14 protein-coding genes and 1 tRNA gene are annotated in these 17,678 nt (G+C 67.2%); 9 read left to right on the top strand and 6 right to left on the bottom strand.

Translation table 11 applies throughout. From position 1 onward, the window contains the following. Nucleotide 1 precedes the first annotated feature (1 nt). The 5 genes from A6M56_RS16835 (at nucleotide 2) to A6M56_RS16815 (ending at nucleotide 8,993) form a co-directional block, all read left to right on the top strand. On the top strand, nucleotides 2-4,342 hold the full coding sequence (locus A6M56_RS16835) for an ATP-binding protein (protein WP_257984059.1): 4,341 nt from the start codon (nucleotides 2-4) through the stop codon (nucleotides 4,340-4,342). A 145-nt stretch (nucleotides 4,343-4,487) separates the two neighbouring features. After that, a complete protein-coding gene (locus A6M56_RS16830) occupies nucleotides 4,488-6,113 on the top strand; it encodes a flavin-containing monooxygenase (RefSeq protein ID WP_045785104.1) in 1,626 nt (541 codons plus the stop codon). A gap of 34 nt (nucleotides 6,114-6,147) precedes the next feature. Next, on the top strand, nucleotides 6,148-7,038 hold the full coding sequence (locus A6M56_RS16825; RefSeq protein ID WP_102080187.1) for an SDR family NAD(P)-dependent oxidoreductase: 891 nt from the start codon (nucleotides 6,148-6,150) through the stop codon (nucleotides 7,036-7,038). Nucleotides 7,039-7,053: 15 nt separating this feature from the next. After that, entirely contained in the window at nucleotides 7,054-8,100 is a 1,047-nt protein-coding gene (locus tag A6M56_RS16820; protein WP_102080188.1) for an alpha/beta fold hydrolase, read from the top strand. Beyond that, nucleotides 8,097-8,993: a metal-dependent hydrolase gene (locus A6M56_RS16815; protein ID WP_062737739.1), complete on the top strand. Its 897-nt coding sequence runs from the start codon at nucleotides 8,097-8,099 to the stop codon at nucleotides 8,991-8,993. Before A6M56_RS16820 ends, A6M56_RS16815 begins: the two co-directional genes overlap by 4 nt. A gap of 91 nt (nucleotides 8,994-9,084) precedes the next feature. Here A6M56_RS16815 and A6M56_RS16810 read toward each other — a convergent pair whose 3' ends face one another. Beyond that, nucleotides 9,085-9,903, bottom strand: coding sequence for a MerR family transcriptional regulator (locus A6M56_RS16810; RefSeq protein WP_045785108.1), 819 nt, complete (start codon nucleotides 9,901-9,903; stop codon nucleotides 9,085-9,087). A gap of 426 nt (nucleotides 9,904-10,329) precedes the next feature. Between A6M56_RS16810 and A6M56_RS16805 the strand changes: the two genes are divergently transcribed. Continuing rightward, nucleotides 10,330-11,412 (top strand): hypothetical protein, encoded by a 1,083-nt coding sequence (locus A6M56_RS16805; RefSeq protein ID WP_102080189.1) that lies wholly within the window; start codon nucleotides 10,330-10,332, stop codon nucleotides 11,410-11,412. Continuing rightward, nucleotides 11,409-12,482, top strand: a complete 1,074-nt coding sequence (locus A6M56_RS16800) for a DUF2993 domain-containing protein (RefSeq protein WP_102080190.1) — start codon at nucleotides 11,409-11,411, stop codon at nucleotides 12,480-12,482. The genes A6M56_RS16805 and A6M56_RS16800 overlap by 4 nt, the downstream gene beginning before the upstream one ends. 24 nt (nucleotides 12,483-12,506) lie before the next feature. On the opposite strand, the gene A6M56_RS16795 is transcribed toward A6M56_RS16800, so the two are convergent. Next, nucleotides 12,507-12,920, bottom strand: a complete 414-nt coding sequence (locus A6M56_RS16795) for a surface-adhesin E family protein (RefSeq protein WP_062737754.1) — start codon at nucleotides 12,918-12,920, stop codon at nucleotides 12,507-12,509. Between the two features lie 172 nt (nucleotides 12,921-13,092). Further along, nucleotides 13,093-13,998, bottom strand: coding sequence for a c-type cytochrome (locus A6M56_RS16790; protein WP_045785112.1), 906 nt, complete (start codon nucleotides 13,996-13,998; stop codon nucleotides 13,093-13,095). 378 nt (nucleotides 13,999-14,376) lie between these two features. Here A6M56_RS16790 and A6M56_RS16785 point away from each other — a divergent pair. Both A6M56_RS16785 and A6M56_RS16780 read left to right on the top strand, forming a co-directional pair. Beyond that, a tRNA-Arg gene (locus A6M56_RS16785) sits at nucleotides 14,377-14,452 on the top strand. A gap of 256 nt (nucleotides 14,453-14,708) precedes the next feature. Then, the gene (locus A6M56_RS16780) at nucleotides 14,709-15,023 is read left to right on the top strand and encodes a high-potential iron-sulfur protein (RefSeq protein ID WP_045785113.1); all 315 of its coding nucleotides are present in this window, start codon (nucleotides 14,709-14,711) and stop codon (nucleotides 15,021-15,023) included. 69 nt (nucleotides 15,024-15,092) lie between these two features. Here A6M56_RS16780 and A6M56_RS16775 read toward each other — a convergent pair whose 3' ends face one another. The 3 genes from A6M56_RS16775 to A6M56_RS16765 form a co-directional block, all read right to left on the bottom strand. Beyond that, on the bottom strand, nucleotides 15,093-16,091 hold the full coding sequence (locus A6M56_RS16775) for a Bug family tripartite tricarboxylate transporter substrate binding protein (protein ID WP_102080191.1): 999 nt from the start codon (nucleotides 16,089-16,091) through the stop codon (nucleotides 15,093-15,095). Nucleotides 16,092-16,222: 131 nt separating this feature from the next. Continuing rightward, nucleotides 16,223-17,374: a porin gene (locus tag A6M56_RS16770; RefSeq protein ID WP_062737736.1), complete on the bottom strand. Its 1,152-nt coding sequence runs from the start codon at nucleotides 17,372-17,374 to the stop codon at nucleotides 16,223-16,225. Nucleotides 17,375-17,491: 117 nt separating this feature from the next. Beyond that, nucleotides 17,492-17,678, bottom strand: a 187-nt coding sequence (locus A6M56_RS16765; RefSeq protein ID WP_286758251.1) for a hypothetical protein, incomplete at its 5' end; no start/stop codon positions are given.

Here is a 17,678-nt window from a genome sequence, read left to right as displayed (position 1 = left end):
GATGGCGGGCACGCGCGCAACACCGTCTGCCTCGATGCGGCAGCGCATCCGCCTCGGCGTGGGCGTGGGCACGCTGGTGTGCGCGGCCGTCCTGGCCTGGGCCGGCAGCCTGCCCGACGCACATGCCGAGGATGCCGCACATGCCGTGCACAGCGTGAACCAGGTGCCGCCCCAGATCACCGTCGGCGTGATCGGCAAGACGATGATGCCGCTCGAAGGGGTGGCGGCCGACCGGCTCACGGGCTTCTCGGGCGACCTGCTCATGCACTTGATTCCGCAAGACCAGGTGCGCGTGGTGCCCCGTGTGTTCCAGCGCCGGGATGAACTGCTCATGGCTGCGTGCCGCGGCGATGTTGACGTCGTCATGAGCGTGGCGCCGCGCTCGCAGTACGATCACTGCCTGGAATACTCGGCCCCGTACCTCGAGCGCGCCACCGCCGTGGTGGCTCGCAGCGACAATCCGCAGGTGGCGCGCAACGCGTTCTCCGCCGGCATGCGCATCGCGGTGGAACAGGGTTCGCCGCTTGAAGACGAGCTGGCGCGTGAACACCCCGACGTGCACCTCCTCAGCCTGCCCACGGCCGCCGATGCGCTCGACGCCGTGCGGCACGGCACGGCCGACACGTATGTGGGCATCACGCATACCACGCGGGAGCTCCTGTCGCAGATGCGGTACAGGACGCTGTCGATCGTCGAGCTCGTCAACCAGCGCGTCGATGCGCTGCACTTTGCCGCGCCCCGCTCCGAGGCCACGTTGATCCGCTATCTCGACCGCCGTCTCGCGCAGTTGCCCGACAGCACCATGGCCGATCTGCGCGCGCGCTGGATCGCTCAGCCCAACGCAAGGCCGGCACTGCCGCTGTCGGCCGCAGAACGCGCAATGCTGGCCGCCCTGCCGCCGCTGCGCTACGCCGCCGATCCGAACTACATGCCGTACACCTTCAGCGAGGTCCAGGGCGATGTGTTCGGCATCCTGCCGGAGTACCAGAGCTATCTGGGGCGCACGCTGGGCCTGCGTTTCGAGCGCGTGACGGTACACGACTGGACCGAGGCGCTCGAGAAGGCGCGCGCGGGCGAGATCGACATCCTGCTCGGCATGTCCGACCAGGACGCCCGCCCGCCGGGCTTCGTACTGAGCCACCCGATCGACGCCACGCCGATGGTGATCGTCGGACGCAACGAGGCGCTCACCGTGGCCGCGCTTGCCGAACTCGCGGGCAAGACGGTGGCGCTGCCGAGCAGCGATTCCCTCGCTGCCCTGCTGCACCGGAACGTGCCGAAGATCCGCATCGTGCCGGCCGACTCCGTCAAGGACGCGCTGACCATGGTGGCGACAGGGCAGGCGGATTTCACGATCGCCAACCTGCCCGTGGCCGATGCGGTGATCCGCCATCACTTTCCCGGCGAGCTCAAGGTCACAGGCTCGGCCAACACCATCGAGAACATTGGCGTGGGGGTCTCGCCGCGCCATGCGGCCCTGGTGCCGCTCATCAATCGCGCGCTGTTCGCCATGCCCGAGGGCGAGCAGGTCAGCATCCGCAACAAGTGGCTGTCGGTCAGCTACCAGCTTGGCCCGTCAGCCTCCGCCATGCTGGCGAAATTCGGGCCGGCGGCCGCGCTGGTGCTGTTGGCGCTGGCGGCGCTGTTCATCAAGCAGACGCAGCTGCGCCGCGAAAACCGCCAGCGCCGCCTCGCCGAAGAGACCCTGGCGCGCCAGTTGAGCTTCCAGCGCGCGCTGATGGAAGCCGTGCCGTTCCCGCTTGTCGCCAAGGATGCGGCGCACCGCTACGTGGCCGTGAATGCGGCGTTCTGCACCATGTTCGGCCGGACACCCGCGTCGCTGCTCGGGCGTACGCCGCAGGAGCTGGGACTCCATACGCCCGACAACACGTCGCCGCTGTCCGATATCAACCGGCGCGCCGAACAGAACAGCGAGAGCACGCGCGAAGAACTCATCATCGAGACACCCGACGGGCCATCGCGCAACGTTCTGTACTGGATCGAACCCTTCCACCTGCCCGACGGGCAACCGGCCGGCACCGTGGCGTCGCTGGTCGACATCAGCGAGATCCGCGACGCGCAGGCACGCGCCGAACGCCTCGAGCGGCGCCTGCGCGAGGTGACCGAATCGCTGCCGGCCCTCGTCTATCAGTTTGAGCTGTCACCGGGTCAGAGCCGCGGTCGCATCACTTACGTAGCCGGCAAGGCGCACGAAACCCTGGGCGTCCAGCCGCAGGATCTGCTGGGCTACCTCTCCACGCCCGAAATGCTGATTCACGAAGACGACCGACAGCGCATGCTCGACATGGTGCTCGTCTCGGCGCAGCACCTCACGCCCTTCGATCAGCAATTCCGCCACGTGGGCGAAGACGGTGCGGTGCGCTGGCTACACGCGCGCTCGATCCCGCATCGCGAGCCCGATGGCCGCACGGTCTGGAACGGCTACCTGAGCGACGTCACCACGGAGCGCGAGCAGGCCGATGCGCTGGAGGCCGCCAAGAACGCGGCGGAATCGGCACTGCATGCCAAAGACCGCTTCCTCGCGATGATGAGTCATGAGATCCGCACGCCGATGAACGGCGTGCTCGGCCTGATCGAACTGCTGCGCCAGACCCGGCTCGACGGCGAGCAGAAACAGATGGTCTCGCTGGTGCAGGACTCGGGGCGTGCGCTTCTGCACATCCTCGACGACATCCTCGATTACGCGAAGATCGAAGCCGGCCGCCTCGACATCTCGCCCGCGGCGACGGATCTGCGCGAGATGTTCGACAGCACGGTCGGCCTGCTGGCGAGCCGCGCGCACGAGAAATCGCTGTCGGTCCGAGTGGACGTGGCGGCCGACGTGCCGGCCAGCGTCTCGGTCGACAGCGTGCGCGTGCGGCAGATTCTGTTCAACCTGCTCTCCAACGCCATCAAGTTTACCGACACCGGCAGCGTGCGGCTGTGCGCCACGTGCGCGGGCGTGAGCGGCGACACGGCGCGTCTCGCCATCTGCGTGGCCGATACGGGCATCGGCATCTCGCCGGAGGTGCAGGCCACGCTGTTCGCGCCGTTCGTGCAGGCCGAGCGTACGACCACGCGGCGCTACGGCGGCACGGGCCTCGGCCTGGCGATCTCGCGGCAGCTCGCGGAGCTGATGGGCGGCAAGCTCGTCATGGAGAGCACGCCCGGGCACGGCACAGCCGTCACGCTGGAACTGGCCGTGCCCATCCTGAAGGCGCGATATGCCCTGCCCAAGCTGAGCGGGCGCAGCATTGCCATTGCCGTGGACGATGCGGCCCTGCGGCACAGCCTGACGGCGTTCGCGGTCGCCGCGGGCCTGCGCGTCACCGCGGCCGACGACGCCACCGCCGACATCGTCCTGAGCCTATCGGCGCATGCGCGCGACGGCGCCGTCCGCCTCATGCTCGAAGCCGGCTATGCCGAACCGGGCAACGCCTTGAGCGTCAACCCGCTGAACTGGCATGCCTTCGTGCAGGCGTGCGAACGCGCGTTGCCGCAACCCGAGCGCGGGCGCACGCCGAGCGCCACGGCGCCCCCCTGCCCCAAGGCCACGTCCAGTGAAGCGCCGGGGGCGCACATCCTGGTGGCGGAAGACCACCCGATCAATCGCGAGCTGATCGCCAAGCAACTCCGCCTGCTGGGCTACCGGGTGACGCTGGCCGAGGATGGCGCCGTCGCGCTCGAGCGGCTGCGCGAACACCGCTTCGACGCGTTGCTCACGGACTGCCATATGCCCGGCATGGACGGCTTCGACCTGGCCCGGCACATCCGCCGCGAAGAAGACGGCGGCCCGCGCTTGCCCATCATCGCGATCACCGCAACGACGCTCGCCGAGGAGCACGCACGGTGCCGGGCCGTGGGCATGGATGCGAGCCTGCTGAAGCCGACCACGCTCGCCACGCTGCAGGAGGCGCTGTCTGCGCTGCTCAGCCCGCAGGCCGGTGCGCAGGCTCCGGCGGAAGAAACGTTCGCGCTGGCGCTCGACGACCTGCGCGCCGCACTCGGGACGGACGCCGCCGCCGCGGGCCTGGCGCGCGTGTTCCTGTCGTCGCTGACCGATGACGCGCGGCGGCTCGAGCCGCTGCTGGATGCAATGGATCGGGCCGAGCTGCGCGAGTGGTCGCACCGCACGGGCGGTGCGTTGGCGCTGCTGCACAACGCGTGCGTGGACGCGGTGGCCGCAGCCTTCCGCGACGCCGTGCACCACGGCACGCACGCCGACGTCCGGACGGCTGGGGCGAGAGTCAAGCGGCTCCTCGACCACATCAACGCGCTGCTCGATGCATTCATCTCCGCATGCGGCACGATGCTGCACCGCACGCAAGTGACGGATTCATAAGGGAAAACCGTTTCAAGCGGCGCATGCACCGCTTTTAGACGAAGTGTTCCAATCGGTCGATTGACTCGGCCAGAAGCGCCTCCTACGATGACATCGACCAATGTCACATTAAGAGGCGCCCCAGTGGTGCCCACGGAGACACCACGTGAACGCACGGACCGACTTCCCGCGCGCCGACGCCGTTGCGCCGGCCCCGCACCGCCCCGACGCCCCTGCCCTCATCGAGGTCGCCATCATCGGGACGGGCTTTGCCGGCCTGGGCATGGCGATCCAGCTCAAGCAGAACGGCATCGACGACTTCCTGGTCTTCGAGAAGGCCGGCTCGGTGGGCGGCACCTGGCGCGACAACCATTACCCGGGCTGCGCGTGCGATGTGCAGTCGCACCTGTACTCGTTCTCGTTCGCGCCGAACCCGGAGTGGTCGCGCATGTATTCGCCGCAGCCGGAAATCCGGGCGTACCTGGAGCGCTGCACCGACCAGTTCGGTGTGCGGCCGCACGTGCGCTTCCACCACGAACTGGTGCGCGCCGCCTTCGACGATGCCGCCGGCGTGTGGAATCTCGAGATGGCAGACGGGCGCCGCTACCGCGCGCGTACACTCATCTCCGGCATGGGCGGACTGAGCCGCCCCGCGTGGCCGAACATTCCCGGCATCGAGACATTTCAGGGCAAGGCGTTCCACTCGCAGCTCTGGGACCACGACTACGACCTGCGCGGCAAGCGCGTCGCCGTGATCGGGACGGGGGCTTCGGCCATTCAGTTCGTGCCGCAGATCGCGCCCAAGGTCGGCCGGCTCGACCTGTACCAGCGCACCCCGCCGTGGATCCTGCCCAAGCCCGACCGCAAGGTCTCGCGCCTGGAGCACTGGCTGTTCCGCCATCTGCCGTTCACGCAAAAGCTGGTGCGCACCGGCATCTACTGGATGCTCGAATCGCGCGTGCTCGGCTTCGTGATCCACCCGAAGCTGATGAAGGCGGTCGAGCGCATGGCGCGTGCCCATATCAGGCGCCGCATCGCCGACCCCGAACTGCGCCGGAAGGTGACGCCCGACTACACCATCGGCTGCAAGCGCATCCTGATCTCGAACGACTACTACCCGGCGCTCACGCGCGAGAACGTCGACGTCATCACCACCGGCATCGCGCGCGTGGAACCGAACGCCATCGTCACCACCGACGGCACGCGGCGCGAGGTCGACTGCCTGATCTTCGGTACGGGCTTTCATGCGACAGACCCGTTCCCGCGAGGCGTGCTGCTCGGCAGCCAGGGCGCCGACATCGTCGACGTGTGGGACAGGCACGGCGCCGAGGCCTACCTTGGCACCACGGTGGCGGGCTTCCCCAACTTCTTCATGGTGGTGGGCCCGAACACGGGGCTCGGCCATTCGTCGATGGTGTTCATGATCGAGTCGCAGGTGGCATACATCGTCGACGCGCTCAAGTCGATGCGCGCACACAACGTGGCGGCCATCGACGTACGCCCCGATGTGCAGCGCCGCTTCAACGACGGCATCCAGAAGAAGCTCTCGCATGCGATCTGGTCGGCCGGCGGCTGTGTGAGCTGGTACCTCGATCCGAAGACCGGCAGGAACACCACGCTGTGGCCGGGCTTCACGTGGCAGTTTCGCCGCGCCACGGCCCATTTCCGGCTGGCGGACTACCGCACGCGCCCGATGGCCGTGCCCAAGGGCGTGCCGCTGCGCATCCCCGCCCGCACGGTGCCCGCCGCCGTCCAGAACACCCCCAACGAAGAAGCGCTCGACCGCGCCTGACCTCTGACGCGCACCGGCCATCAGGAGACACGCCATGAAGTCATTCAACAACCAGGTTGCCGCCATCACCGGTGCCGCGTCGGGCATCGGCCGCGCGCTGGCGCTGGCGCTGGCGCGCGAGGGCTGCCACCTCGCGCTCGCCGATCGCAACGAAGCGGCGCTCGCGCAGACCGTGAACCTCATCCGCGCACATGAGGGCGACCGCATCCGCGTGACCACGCATGCCGTCGACGTGGCCGACCGCGGCGCGGTGTACCGCTGGGCCGAAGAAGCGGCGGCCGCGCACGGCCAGGTCAACCTGATCTTCAACAACGCCGGCGTGGCGCTGTCGAGCACGATCGAAGGCATGGAAGACGATGACCTCGCCTGGATCATGAACATCAATTTCTGGGGCGTGGTGCATGGCACCAAGGCGTTCCTGCCGCTGCTCAAGGCGAGCGGCAACGGGCACATCGTCAACACGTCGAGCATCTTCGGCATCTTCGCGCAGCCCGGCATGGGCGCGTACAACGCCAGCAAGTACGCGGTGCGCGGCTATACGGAAGCGCTGCGGCAAGAGCTCGACCTGATGAACTGCGGCGTGTCGGCCACGTGCGTGCACCCGGGCGGCATCAAGACCAACATCGCCAAGTCGAGCCGCGTCTCGCCGAGCATGAACGGCTTTCTCGTGCGCGACGAGCAGCAAGGCAAGGCCGAGTTCGAGAAGTTCTTCATCACCACGCCGGAGAAGGCTGCGCAGGTGATCCTCGACGGCGTGCGCAAGAACAAGCGCCGCGTGCTGATCGGGCCCGACGCCTACGCCGCCGACGCCATGGCGCGCATTCTGCCGGCCGCCTACCAGGCGCTGGTCGTGCGCGAAGCCCGCCGCACCCGCAAGAAGGCGCTGCGCGAAGACACCGCGCCCGCCACCGCCCGCGCCAAATAGCCCCGGAGCCGATCGATGAAGACCGTCGCGTCCCCCCCGCCGCTCCATGCGGTCTCCGGAGAAACGTTCGCCAGCCCCCCGCGCGCGAACCTGCTGCACGTCGCGCGCGCGATGCTGCGCCCCGGCCGCATCGGCCTGCGCAGCATCGGCCGCGACGTGCTGATCGCACGTTACGCCAAGCCGCAATCGCGCTACCTGCCATTGATGGGCACGCGCGTGCATTACACCGACGAATGCGCTGCCAACGCCGAAGGCACATTGCTGCTGATCCACGGTTTTGGCGCGTCGCTGCATACGTGGGACGGCGTGCTGCCGCAGCTCACGCGGCGCTACCGCGTGATCCGGCTCGACCTGCCGCCGTTCGGCATTACCGGCCCGCTGCGCGATGCACAGGGCCGCCCGCGCACGATGGAGCTGCCGCTGTACCGCGACTTCATCGACGCGTTTGTCGACACGCTGGGCCTGTCGAAACTCACGCTGATCGGCAATTCGCTCGGCGGCATGGTGTCGTGGGATTTTGCCGTGCGGCACCCGGGCCGCGTCGAGAAGCTCGTGCTGATCGACTCCGCCGGCTTCCCGATGAAGCTGCCGATCTACATCGATCTGTTCAATCACATTGGCGTGCGGATGACGTCACCGTGGATGCTGCCCGAGGGGATCATCCGCGCCGCCACGCGTGATGTGTATGGCGACCCGTCGCGCGTGTCCGAACCCACGCTGCGCCGCTACGCCGATTTCTTCTATGCCGACGGTGCACGACAGGCCATCGGCAAGATGGTGCCGAAGTTCCGCTTTGACGATGTCGATACCAGCGGGCTGGCCTCGATCCGAGTGCCCACGCTCATCCTCTGGGGCCAGCGCGACCGGTGGATCCCGCCCGCGCATGCCGGCGAATTCGCCCGCCGCATTCCCGGCGCCACGCTGCGCATGTATCCGGCGCTCGGCCATATCCCGATGGAGGAAGACCCCGTACGCGTGGGGACCGACCTCTGTGCATTCCTCGATCAGGGGCGCGCGTCGACGCGCCTTTCAGACACCACATTCCAGGAGAACCGCCCATGATGCCAGTCCGTCGCGACGTGCATCCTCACCTGCCGGCTGATCGCATCAGCAACTGGCACGAGCGAGGCCCGCACGTAACGCACTTTCTGAATGCGCTGTCGATCTTCTTCCCGACCGGCGAGCGCTTCTTCATGGACAGTGTGCGCAACTACCGCCACCTGGTGACCGATCCCGAACTCAAGCAGGCCGTGGCCGGCTTCATCGGGCAGGAAGCCATGCACACGCGCGAGCACGTGCTGTACAACGATCTGCTCGATCGCGCCGGCCTGCCCGCCACGCGCATCGACCGCTTTGTCGGCAAGTTCCTGAACCTGCTGCGCAAGTACACGCCGAAGTCGCACCAGCTGGCGGTGACGGTGGCGCTGGAGCACTACACCGCCATGCTGGCCGGCCAGGTGCTCGCCAATGAAGACGGCCTGGGCCGCAACTCCGAGCCCGGTTACCGCCAGGTCTGGCTGTGGCACGCCATGGAAGAAACCGAGCACAAGGCCGTCAGCTACGACGTATGGAACCTCGCCATCAAGCCGGGCGTGGGCCGCTACCTCACGCGCACGCTGACGATGGTGCTGACGACCCTGACCTTTTGGGCAATGGTGTTCTACGTGCACCTGCGGCTGATCTTTGCCGACCGCACCATCAAGCACAAATTCCTGGGCCTCGGCAAAGCGTTCCACTTTCTGTGGATTCACCCGGCGCCGCTGCGCAAGATCATCCCCGAGTTCTTCGATTTCTTCCGGCCGTCGTTCCACCCGTGGGACGAGGACAACCGCGCCGCGCTGGAACGCCTGCCCAAGCTGATCTCGGAGATCGAAGCCTATGCCGCAGCCCATGGCGAAGCACCGTCGCCGTCGATCCGCCGCAAGCTGTCGACAGCGGGCGCGGCCGGTTCCTGAACAGGCATTCAAAACGCCTGCGGCACCCGTGGTATCGGGATCAAACTAGAAATAGATAAGGCGCACCCCACGCATGGGCGCGCCGGAGACACTAACCCTTGTCCGACGCGGGCGACTGGCCCGACGGCTCGTGCATGTGCTCGATGACTTGCGCCACGCGGTCGCCGAGGTACTTGTTGGCGGCGATCTCCAGCGCGCGCATCAGCTCGGCTTCGACCGCCACCAGCGCCAGCGGGCGGATGCGCCAGATCACGTCGACCAGACGCGGCACGTCTTCGACCGGCGGCAGATCGCTGCCGTACTTGTCGAGTTCGCGCACGACCATGGAGACCAGGTCATCGGCCACCGCCTGCGTATGCGGCCGGGCACGCTCGATGATGTCGAGCACTTCGACCAGCGGGAAGCCGGCCTTGGCCATCTGCGCGCCGGCCATCAGCGCCTTGGGGCTGCGCGCGAGATAGCCCAGGCCGTCAGGCTCGAGCAGGCCAAGCGAGATGGCCCGCCCCAGCGCCTCGCGTGACATGGAGCGCCCGAACAGCTTGGCCAGCGCCAGCAGCGAATAGTGCTTGGGCGCCTCGTCCGACCACGGGCTGCTGATGGCCGATTCGAGCCCGAGGATCGAGCGCAGGTCGTGGCCCTCGACGATGGCCTTGAGCAGTTCCTGGATGTTGGCGAGCGTGTAGCCGCGCGCCAGCAGATGATTGATGAGCTTGAGCCGGCCGAGATGCGCCTGCGTATAGATGCCCACGCGCCCGCGACGCTCGGGCGGATCGATCAGGCCGCGGTCCTGGTACGAGCGGACGTTGCGGACGGTGGTGTCAGCCGCGCGCGCGAGTTCATCGATGGTGAACTCGCGGGCAGGTTGAGCAGCGGGCGGACCGGCATCGCCGGTTGGTTTGCGGGCGGGCATGGAAAAAATTCTACACGAGCGCGGCAAGGTGACGGATCGCCATGAACGCGCCAGTCGCCGGGTGGTTTCCGGCCTCTCACGACGAGGAGACCGTCGATGTGGGAATCGGTGTTGCATTTGCGTTGGCTGCTCGGCTCGCCGTCTGCGGGCGGTATGGGTGCATCGCTTGTTTCGTCCCCTGCCGGGTCCGACCTACTTGCTTTGTCTTGCCAAAGACAGGTAAGCAAAGAAAGGCGTGCCCAGGATGGCGACTTCCCCTTGAATTTGTGTCGCACAGAGGGGACGTGGAAAACTCGCTTCGCTCAGACAGTTCCCCCTCTTTTTTCCGCCCGCCCACGAAAATTCAAGGCGCCCCATAGGGCAGGGTACGGCCAAACCGTCGGCGGGCAGGGGTGGGCCGGGTGGTTTCGGGTTGCCGGGGTGTTGATGACGGCGTTGTTGCTGCAGAGCTGTGCCAGTGCGGGGGACGACCACGGCGGCATCGAGGCGGAGAAGGCCAAGCAGCTGGAAGATGCCCGGGCGCAGGCGCGGGCGCCGTTTCAGGCCGGAGCGCTGGCCACGCGCGCGGTGCGGCCGGTGACGTTGCGCGATTCGGGGCAGCCCGATGCGATCTCGTATCTGCGGCATGTGGATTTCCGCTTCGACGGCGGTGTGGGCTTCGTGATCGATGAACTGGCGCTACGCATGGTGCCACGTGAGGCGGGCGATCCCGTGTGGCTCGATGATGTGTCGTCGTACACGCTGCAGCCAGTGAACGGGACGGTGCGCGTGACGGCCGACAGCATGGCCGCGTTGTTCAACACCGTGGTCTTTGCGCGCGGGCCGGGCAGTGACCCGCCCCTGCGCAACTTCAGGTTCTCGCTGGAGGACAACGCGCTGGACATGCACGCCGAGATGCGCCGCCGCGGCGCATGGGTGCCGATCGAGCTGCGCGGCCCGCTCGTGCTGCGCGACCCGCAGACCATCGTGTTCCGGCCCAACGTGGTCAAGGTGCGCGGCCAGGACGCGGGCCCGCTGATGGGCGCCGCGCGCATCGAACTGGCCGACCTGCTGCCGGTATCCACGCCGTCGGTGCAGCTGGCCGGCAGCGAGATCGTCATGCAGGTGCCCAGGCTGTTTCCGCCACCAGCGCTGGACCTCAAGCTCTCTGCCATCCGCGTCACGCGCGACGGGCTCGTCATGCAGATCGGCGACGGCCATCCGCAGATGCCGCCGTTGGCCAACGCCTCCGATGCGCAGCGCCCGTACATCCTCTTCCGCGGCGGCGACATCCGCTTCATGCGCTCGATGCCGATGAACGCGCGCATCGACATCGTGGTTGCCGATCCGGCCAGGCCGTTCGTCTTCAACCTGTACCGTTACCGCGACCAGCTCGTGGCCGGCTCGCTGCGGTTTTCGCCCGATGGCGGCATCCGCGTGCGGATGCCGTCGTTCGACACGCTCGCCGGGGGGCAGACGCCGAAAACCGCCAGGCCTGCCGTACACCTCGCCCGGAGGACCGCGCCATGATCGCCTCCGCCCTCACCTTCGCCGCGTTGACGCTGCGCCTAGCGCTGGTGGCACTCGGCTTGGCCGCCCTCGTGGCGAGCGCCCTCGGCCGTGCCGCCGAAGCGCCCATGGCCAGCGCCCAGCGCAAGACGCTCGACACCGCGCCCCAGCAATGGACGCAGCGCTGCGATCCGTCCTCCGGTGCGCCCAACGCGAGCGGCCCGGCCGTGGCCCGCAATTCCGGCACCGCACCGCCCGTCGTGCAGATGCGCAATGTCGATTTCCGCATCACTGGCGACATCGGCTTTCACGTGCACCAGCTCACCGCGCAACTCGTGCCGCGCACGCCGGGGCAGGCGGTCGACCTGGACGATCCGGGCCAGTTCGACATCCGCATCCTCGGCGGCGATGTGACGGTACCCAAGGCGTCGCTCGACGCGCTGTTCAATACGTACCTGCTGGACTATTCCCCGCGCTCGCTCAATGCGTTGTCGCTCACGCCGGGCGATGGTGTGCTCGACGTATCGGGCGGGCTCAAGCTGCGCAACCATGTTCCCGGCGTGTGGATGCCGTTCGGCATGCGCGGCACCCTGGAGTTGAAGGAGTCGCGCTATCTCGTCTACACGCCGACCGAGGCGCGCGTGATGGGCATCCAGACGCTGGCGCTGCTCAAGGCGCTGGGGCTGCAGCTGTCGCAGCTCGCGCCACTGGACCGCGGCGGCGCCAAGCTGGAGGGCAACACCATGGTGCTCGATCAGTACACGGTCTTCCCGCCGCCCCGGCTGATCGGCCAGATGAAGACGGCGCGCGTGACGCCCGACGGGCTCGTGCTCGGCTTTGGCCCGGCGCCGGCCCTGTGCGCGCCCGCTCCGACCGATGCCGAGAGCCGCATCTGGATCCAGTCCGGTGACCTGAAGATGTACAACGTGCTGGTGACCAACAGCCGCGTGCTCGTCACCGATACGTCGACGCGCGGGCCGCTGCGCTTCGACCTGTATCACTACCGCGAGGCCGCCGCGCGCGGCACCACGCGCATGGATGCGGATGGGACGCTACGCGTCGACCTGGCGCCGGCAGCGTCCATCCAATAGCGCCCGGCCCTTCCCGCGCCGGCTTTACTTCTGACACACGGCGCGCAGGATCGCCTCGCCTTCGGAATGCGGCACGATGGCTTCCCAGCGCGGGCCGTCGATGGTCTTGGTAAGCACCGTGCCGTGCTGGCTGTCCTGGATCAGCGCGCTCACGGGGAGGATGCGGTCGTTCTTGCAGTCGTAGAGCGACGTGCGCGTGTCGTACTGATAGGCCCTGCCGTCGGAGAGTTTGCGCGGCGCGTCATAGGCATCGCGTGTGGTGGCGCGCACGGTGCCGTCCTTGTTGTGTTCGATCGAGTCCTTGTCCAGATACAGCGTGCCGGCGTTGTCGGCCAGCGGAGCCAGCTTGACCCAGTTGTCCGCCGCCACGACCGTCGAACTGGCCACAGCCAGCACGGCCGCGACCCAGCAGGCCGGCGTCATTTGCGCTTTTCGCATCGCAACCTCCATGTGCATCATCGTTGGCGCGTGCGGGGCGCTGCCGCGGGCTGCAGCGTTCTCCGCACATCGAGAATCGTCGTAGCAAACCAAGTGCCGGCCATACAACGCTGCCGCGACAGCCGATAAAAAAGCCCGCGCGGGGCGGGCTTCTTGGCGGAAAGTGCGGCCGTTACTTGGCGGCAGCGGCCATGTAATCGACGGCGGCCTTCACGTCATCATCGGAGCCGGCGTACGTGCCCTTGGGCGGCATCGCGCCCTTGCCGTGCAGCGCGATGTCATACATTTTCGCCTTGCCCTCGGCGATGCGCGGCGCCCAGGCGGCCTTGTCGCCGAACTTCGGGGCGCCTGCCACGCCGGCGGCGTGACACATCTGGCAGGTCGATTCATACACCTTCTTGCCGACGTCGCCGGCAGCGGCTTGCGGTGCAGCGGCGGCAGCCGGCGCCGCAGCGGCAGGTGCCGGAGCCGCCGGCGCTGCAGCGGCAGCGGGGGCAGCGGCCGGAGCCGGAGCCGAAGCAGAAGCCTGCGGCGCCGAGGCGCCCGCAGGCGCTGCTGCCGCGCCGGCCGGTGCGGGCGGCTCCTGCAGCTTGCCGCCAGCCGAGTTGGCCATGTAGACAATGGCGCGTTCGATTTCGTAATCGCTCACGTCATCCGGCGACGTGCCGCCACGCGCGGGCATACCGCCCTTGCCGGCCAGCGCCACCTTGGTCAGGCCCTCCAGCCCTTGCGACAGGCGCGGGCCCCAGCTGGCCGCATCGCCAAACTTGGGCGCCCCGGCCACACCGGCCGCGTGGCAGGTCGCGCAGACTTCCTTGTAGAGCTGCTCGCCGGTCTTGTAGACGCGCGGCGCGTTCGGGTCTTTCAGTTCGAGGTGCGCGACGGGCTTGATGCGGTCGTTCACGGCCTCTTCCGACATGCCGGAACTGCCGGCGCCTTCCTTGACGCCCAGGCCGACATAGTTGGCCAGCAGGATGATGACGAGGATGGGAACGGCAAACGCGGCGATCACCGTGATGATCAGCTGCTTCGGGGTCTTGATCAGAGGCTCGTGTTCGTCGTGCTGCGCGTCGGACATGCTCAACTCTCAGGATGGTGGAACCGCTCTGGAGCCCCCGGGGGCGCCACCGGCATGAAGCACGGGCATCGCCGGCAGTGCGTGGGGCCGCGTAAGGTCGCGATGGAGGCAGGAAGACCACGCGATGCCGCCGCATTGGCCCGAACAGACCTGTCCCCGCATTTCTTCTGTCAAATAACGGGCGATTATATCCGTATTGTTTCGGCGTTTGACACGCGGGAGAGCCCTAAGCAGCGCTTTTTGGCCGGCGTCAAACAGGCCGCGAAACGCGACCGCAGCATGCGGCATGCCACGCGATTTCGCGGGCGGGCGATGGACGCTTGCCGCCAAATGCGCTATCCTGCGGGGCTTCTCTTTCGGCGCGTTCTGCGCCGATGTGCGCCCGTAGCTCAATGGATAGAGTACTGCCCTCCGAAGGCAGGGGTTGCTGGTTCGATCCCAGCCGGGCGCGCCAAGTGTTCCATCCCGGCTCCCTCCTGTTTGCTGATCCGGCCATGCACGGCCGCCGCTTGCGCCGAAGTGAGCGATTGCTGCACACAGGTATGCGGAACATTGACCCTACGCAGATGCCGCAGGCTGGGAGCTGTGCCAGAATGCACGAGCGGAAAAACGGCGCGCCGACGCCGTCCGCTGTCCCCTGGGGCGAGCCGGTGCGGCGCACGGGCCCGGCAAGGGGCGCCACACAACACACTCCCACAAAAGGAATCAGCATGTCCAATCGTCGTCAATTCCTGAAGAGCATCCCCATTGTGGCCGCCGCCGGCGCCGTCGGCATGTCGATCTCGGACCTGGCCAAGGCTGCGCCGCTGGTTGCCGAGAGCGACCCGCAGTCCAAGGCGCTCGGCTATGTGGCCGACACCACCAAGGCTGACAAGGCCAAGTATCCGAAGCACACGCCGGATCAGCACTGCGGCAACTGCGCTTTGTACCAGGGCGGCACGGCCGCACAAGGCGGCTGCCCGCTGTTTGCCGGCAAGGACGTCGCCAACAAGGGCTGGTGCAGCGCCTGGGCGAAGAAGGCTTGAGCCAGGCCCACGGCCAACGCAAAACGGACCCCGCGGGGTCCGTTTTTCATGGGCGGTGCGCGCGTTGCGCTACGGTGCCTGGATGCCGGCGGCCCGCACGATGCGGCCGTTGCTGTCGTACTCCGCGCGGATGCTCGCCGCGAATTGCGCGGGCGTGCCGCCGGCGGGCACCACGGCGGCCTGCGTGAGGCGCTCGCGCAGATCGGGCGCGGCCAGGGCCTTGTTGATCTCAGCGTTCAGCCGCGCGATGACCGGGGCAGGCGTCTTGGCCGGCGCGAACACGCCGAAGGTCGAAGCCATGTTGGCCTTGGCGTAACCGAGTTCGGCAAAGGTCGGCACGTTCGGCAGCGCATCGAGCCGGTGTGGCGCGCCCACCCCGAGCGGGCGGAGCTTGCCGCTGGTGATGTGCTGCATCAACGTCGGCCCCACGTTCGTCGACATCACCTCCACCTGCCCGCCGAGGGCATCGGTCAGCTGCTGGCCGCCGCCCTTGTACGGGATCAGCGTGATATCGACATGCGCCTGCGCCTTGACCTGCTCCAGCGCCAGATGGCCCACCGTACCGAGGCCCGAGGTCGACCAGCGGATCGAACCCGGCTTGGCGCGCGACTGGCTCAGCATGTCGGCAAAGCTCTTGCCCGTGAACGACGGCGTGCCCAGCAGGATCATCGGCGCATACATGACGTTGGCCACGGGGGCGATGTCCTTGAACGGGTCATACGGCAGCTTGCCGAAATGCGGGTTCAGCGTGAGCGGGCTCACGGAGGAAAACCCGAGCGTGTAGCCATCGGGCACGGCCTTGGCCACGGCGTCCATGCCGATGCTGCCGCCGGCGCCGGCGCGGTTCTCCACCACCACCGGCTGGCCCAGCTGCGCAGACAGCTTCTCGCCCAGCGCACGCGCCACGTTGTCGGAAATACCGCCGGTCGGATACGCGACGATGATGCGGATCGGCTTGACCGGATAGTCCTCCGCCTGCACGGGTGATGCGGCAAGCAGCGGCACGCCGGTGCACAGCAGCGCAGCGAAAGCAATCAGGCGACGACGGGCGATACGTGCGGAAGTCATGGCGCAGTGTCAGAGGGAAGAGAAAGGAAGCGACATTGTAGGCCGATGCCCAGGCAAGTTCGCTTGGCCGCAGGCAAAAGAAAAGGCGCCCGAAGGCGCCTTTTCCGTTCCCAATCGAGTGACAGCGTCGATTAGAAGATGTGGCGGATACCCAGGCCCACACCCACTTGGTTCGTCTTGCCGTTCTGGCCATTGGCCGTGCCACCCGGCAGTTCCGGAGCAGCAGCGTCCTTGACCTTGTCGTAAGCGACCGTGCCGTACAGCTGGGTGCGCTTGGACAGCGAGTATTCGGCCAGCAGCACGCCCGTGTAGCGCTTGCCGTCGGTACCTGCGGCCAGCGCCGCGTCCTTGATGCTGTCGTAGTAGAACGCACCCGTCAGTGCCAGCGCCGGAGTCGCTTGGTACGTCACACCAACCAAGCCGATACGGTCACGGCGCTTGGTGGCGCCCGGAGTCAGGCCAGCACCGGCGGCATTGCCGTACAGGTTCAGACCGAACGTGCTGCGGTCGCCCGCGCAAGTGGTCGTGCTGTTCACGCACGCCGTGTTATCGCTGCTGTCGATATAGCCAGCGTACAGCTTGGCCGGGCCAACGGCGTAGTTGCCGCCGATACCCCAGACCTTCTGCTTGTGGCCACCCTGGTTGCCCGTCAGGGCGTTGGGCGCATCTTGCTGCTGCTGGTAGAACGCGCCAACCATGGCCGGGCCGAATTCGTACGAAACCGCGCCGCCCATGTAGCGGTTGTCAGCTGCGCTGCCAGCCTGTTCGCCAAAGCCGTAGCCGAGGCCAACGTACAGGCCGCTCCACTTGCCTTCGTACTTCAGCATGTTGGACACGCGCAGGCCCGTCACGCCGTAGTAGATCCACGAGTTCTCGTCGTAGTTGCCCACGCCCAGCGGATCGAAGTTACCGCCCATCGTGAAGCCGAAGTTGTACTGGCGGCCCAGGGTGATGGTGCCCAGGTCCTTGTTGGACAGGCCCACGAACGCTTGACGATTGAACAAACCACCGCCGTTGGCGCGGCCGGTATCCGGATCGAAGCCGCTTTCCAGCACGAACAGCGCCTTGTTGCCGCCGCCCAGATCTTCATTGCCCTTCAGGCCCCAGCGGCTGTTGGACACAGCACCGTTGTCCAGACGGACCAGGCTGTTGCCGTTGGCATTGGCGTTGGTGGTGTAGTGGATCGTTGCGTCAACAATACCGTACAGCGTCACGCTCGATTGGGCATAGGCCGAACCTGCGAACAGGGCGCCGACTGCAACCAGAATGGCAGACTTTTTCATGTGGGCTCGAAATTAAAAGAGTTGTCTCAGACCGCCCGACCCCGTGTGCATGAGGCTGGGCTCCTCCGTTTCCTTTGCTTCCGTGTCGGAAGTGCCGCGCAAATTTAACAAAAGGCCCTAAGCGCGGCAAAACAATTCACGGAATCGTTCTACCAAGTGTGGTACGCGCGCATCGCTCTTAATGCATCGCACCAAACCCGCCTCTGACAAGGCCTGCCACCTCGTGCCGCCCTGCTGTGGTGCACAAAGCCCCGCAGCATGCCCCGCCAGCACGGATTGATTAGATAAAAAGGCGAGGAAATTG

Source organism: Ralstonia sp. RL (assembly GCF_001683835.1).
Classification (GTDB): Bacteria; Pseudomonadota; Gammaproteobacteria; order Burkholderiales; family Burkholderiaceae; genus Ralstonia; species Ralstonia mannitolilytica.
The sequence above is the reverse complement of the archived record's forward strand: the minus strand, read 5'-3'. Positions and strand labels throughout refer to the sequence as shown.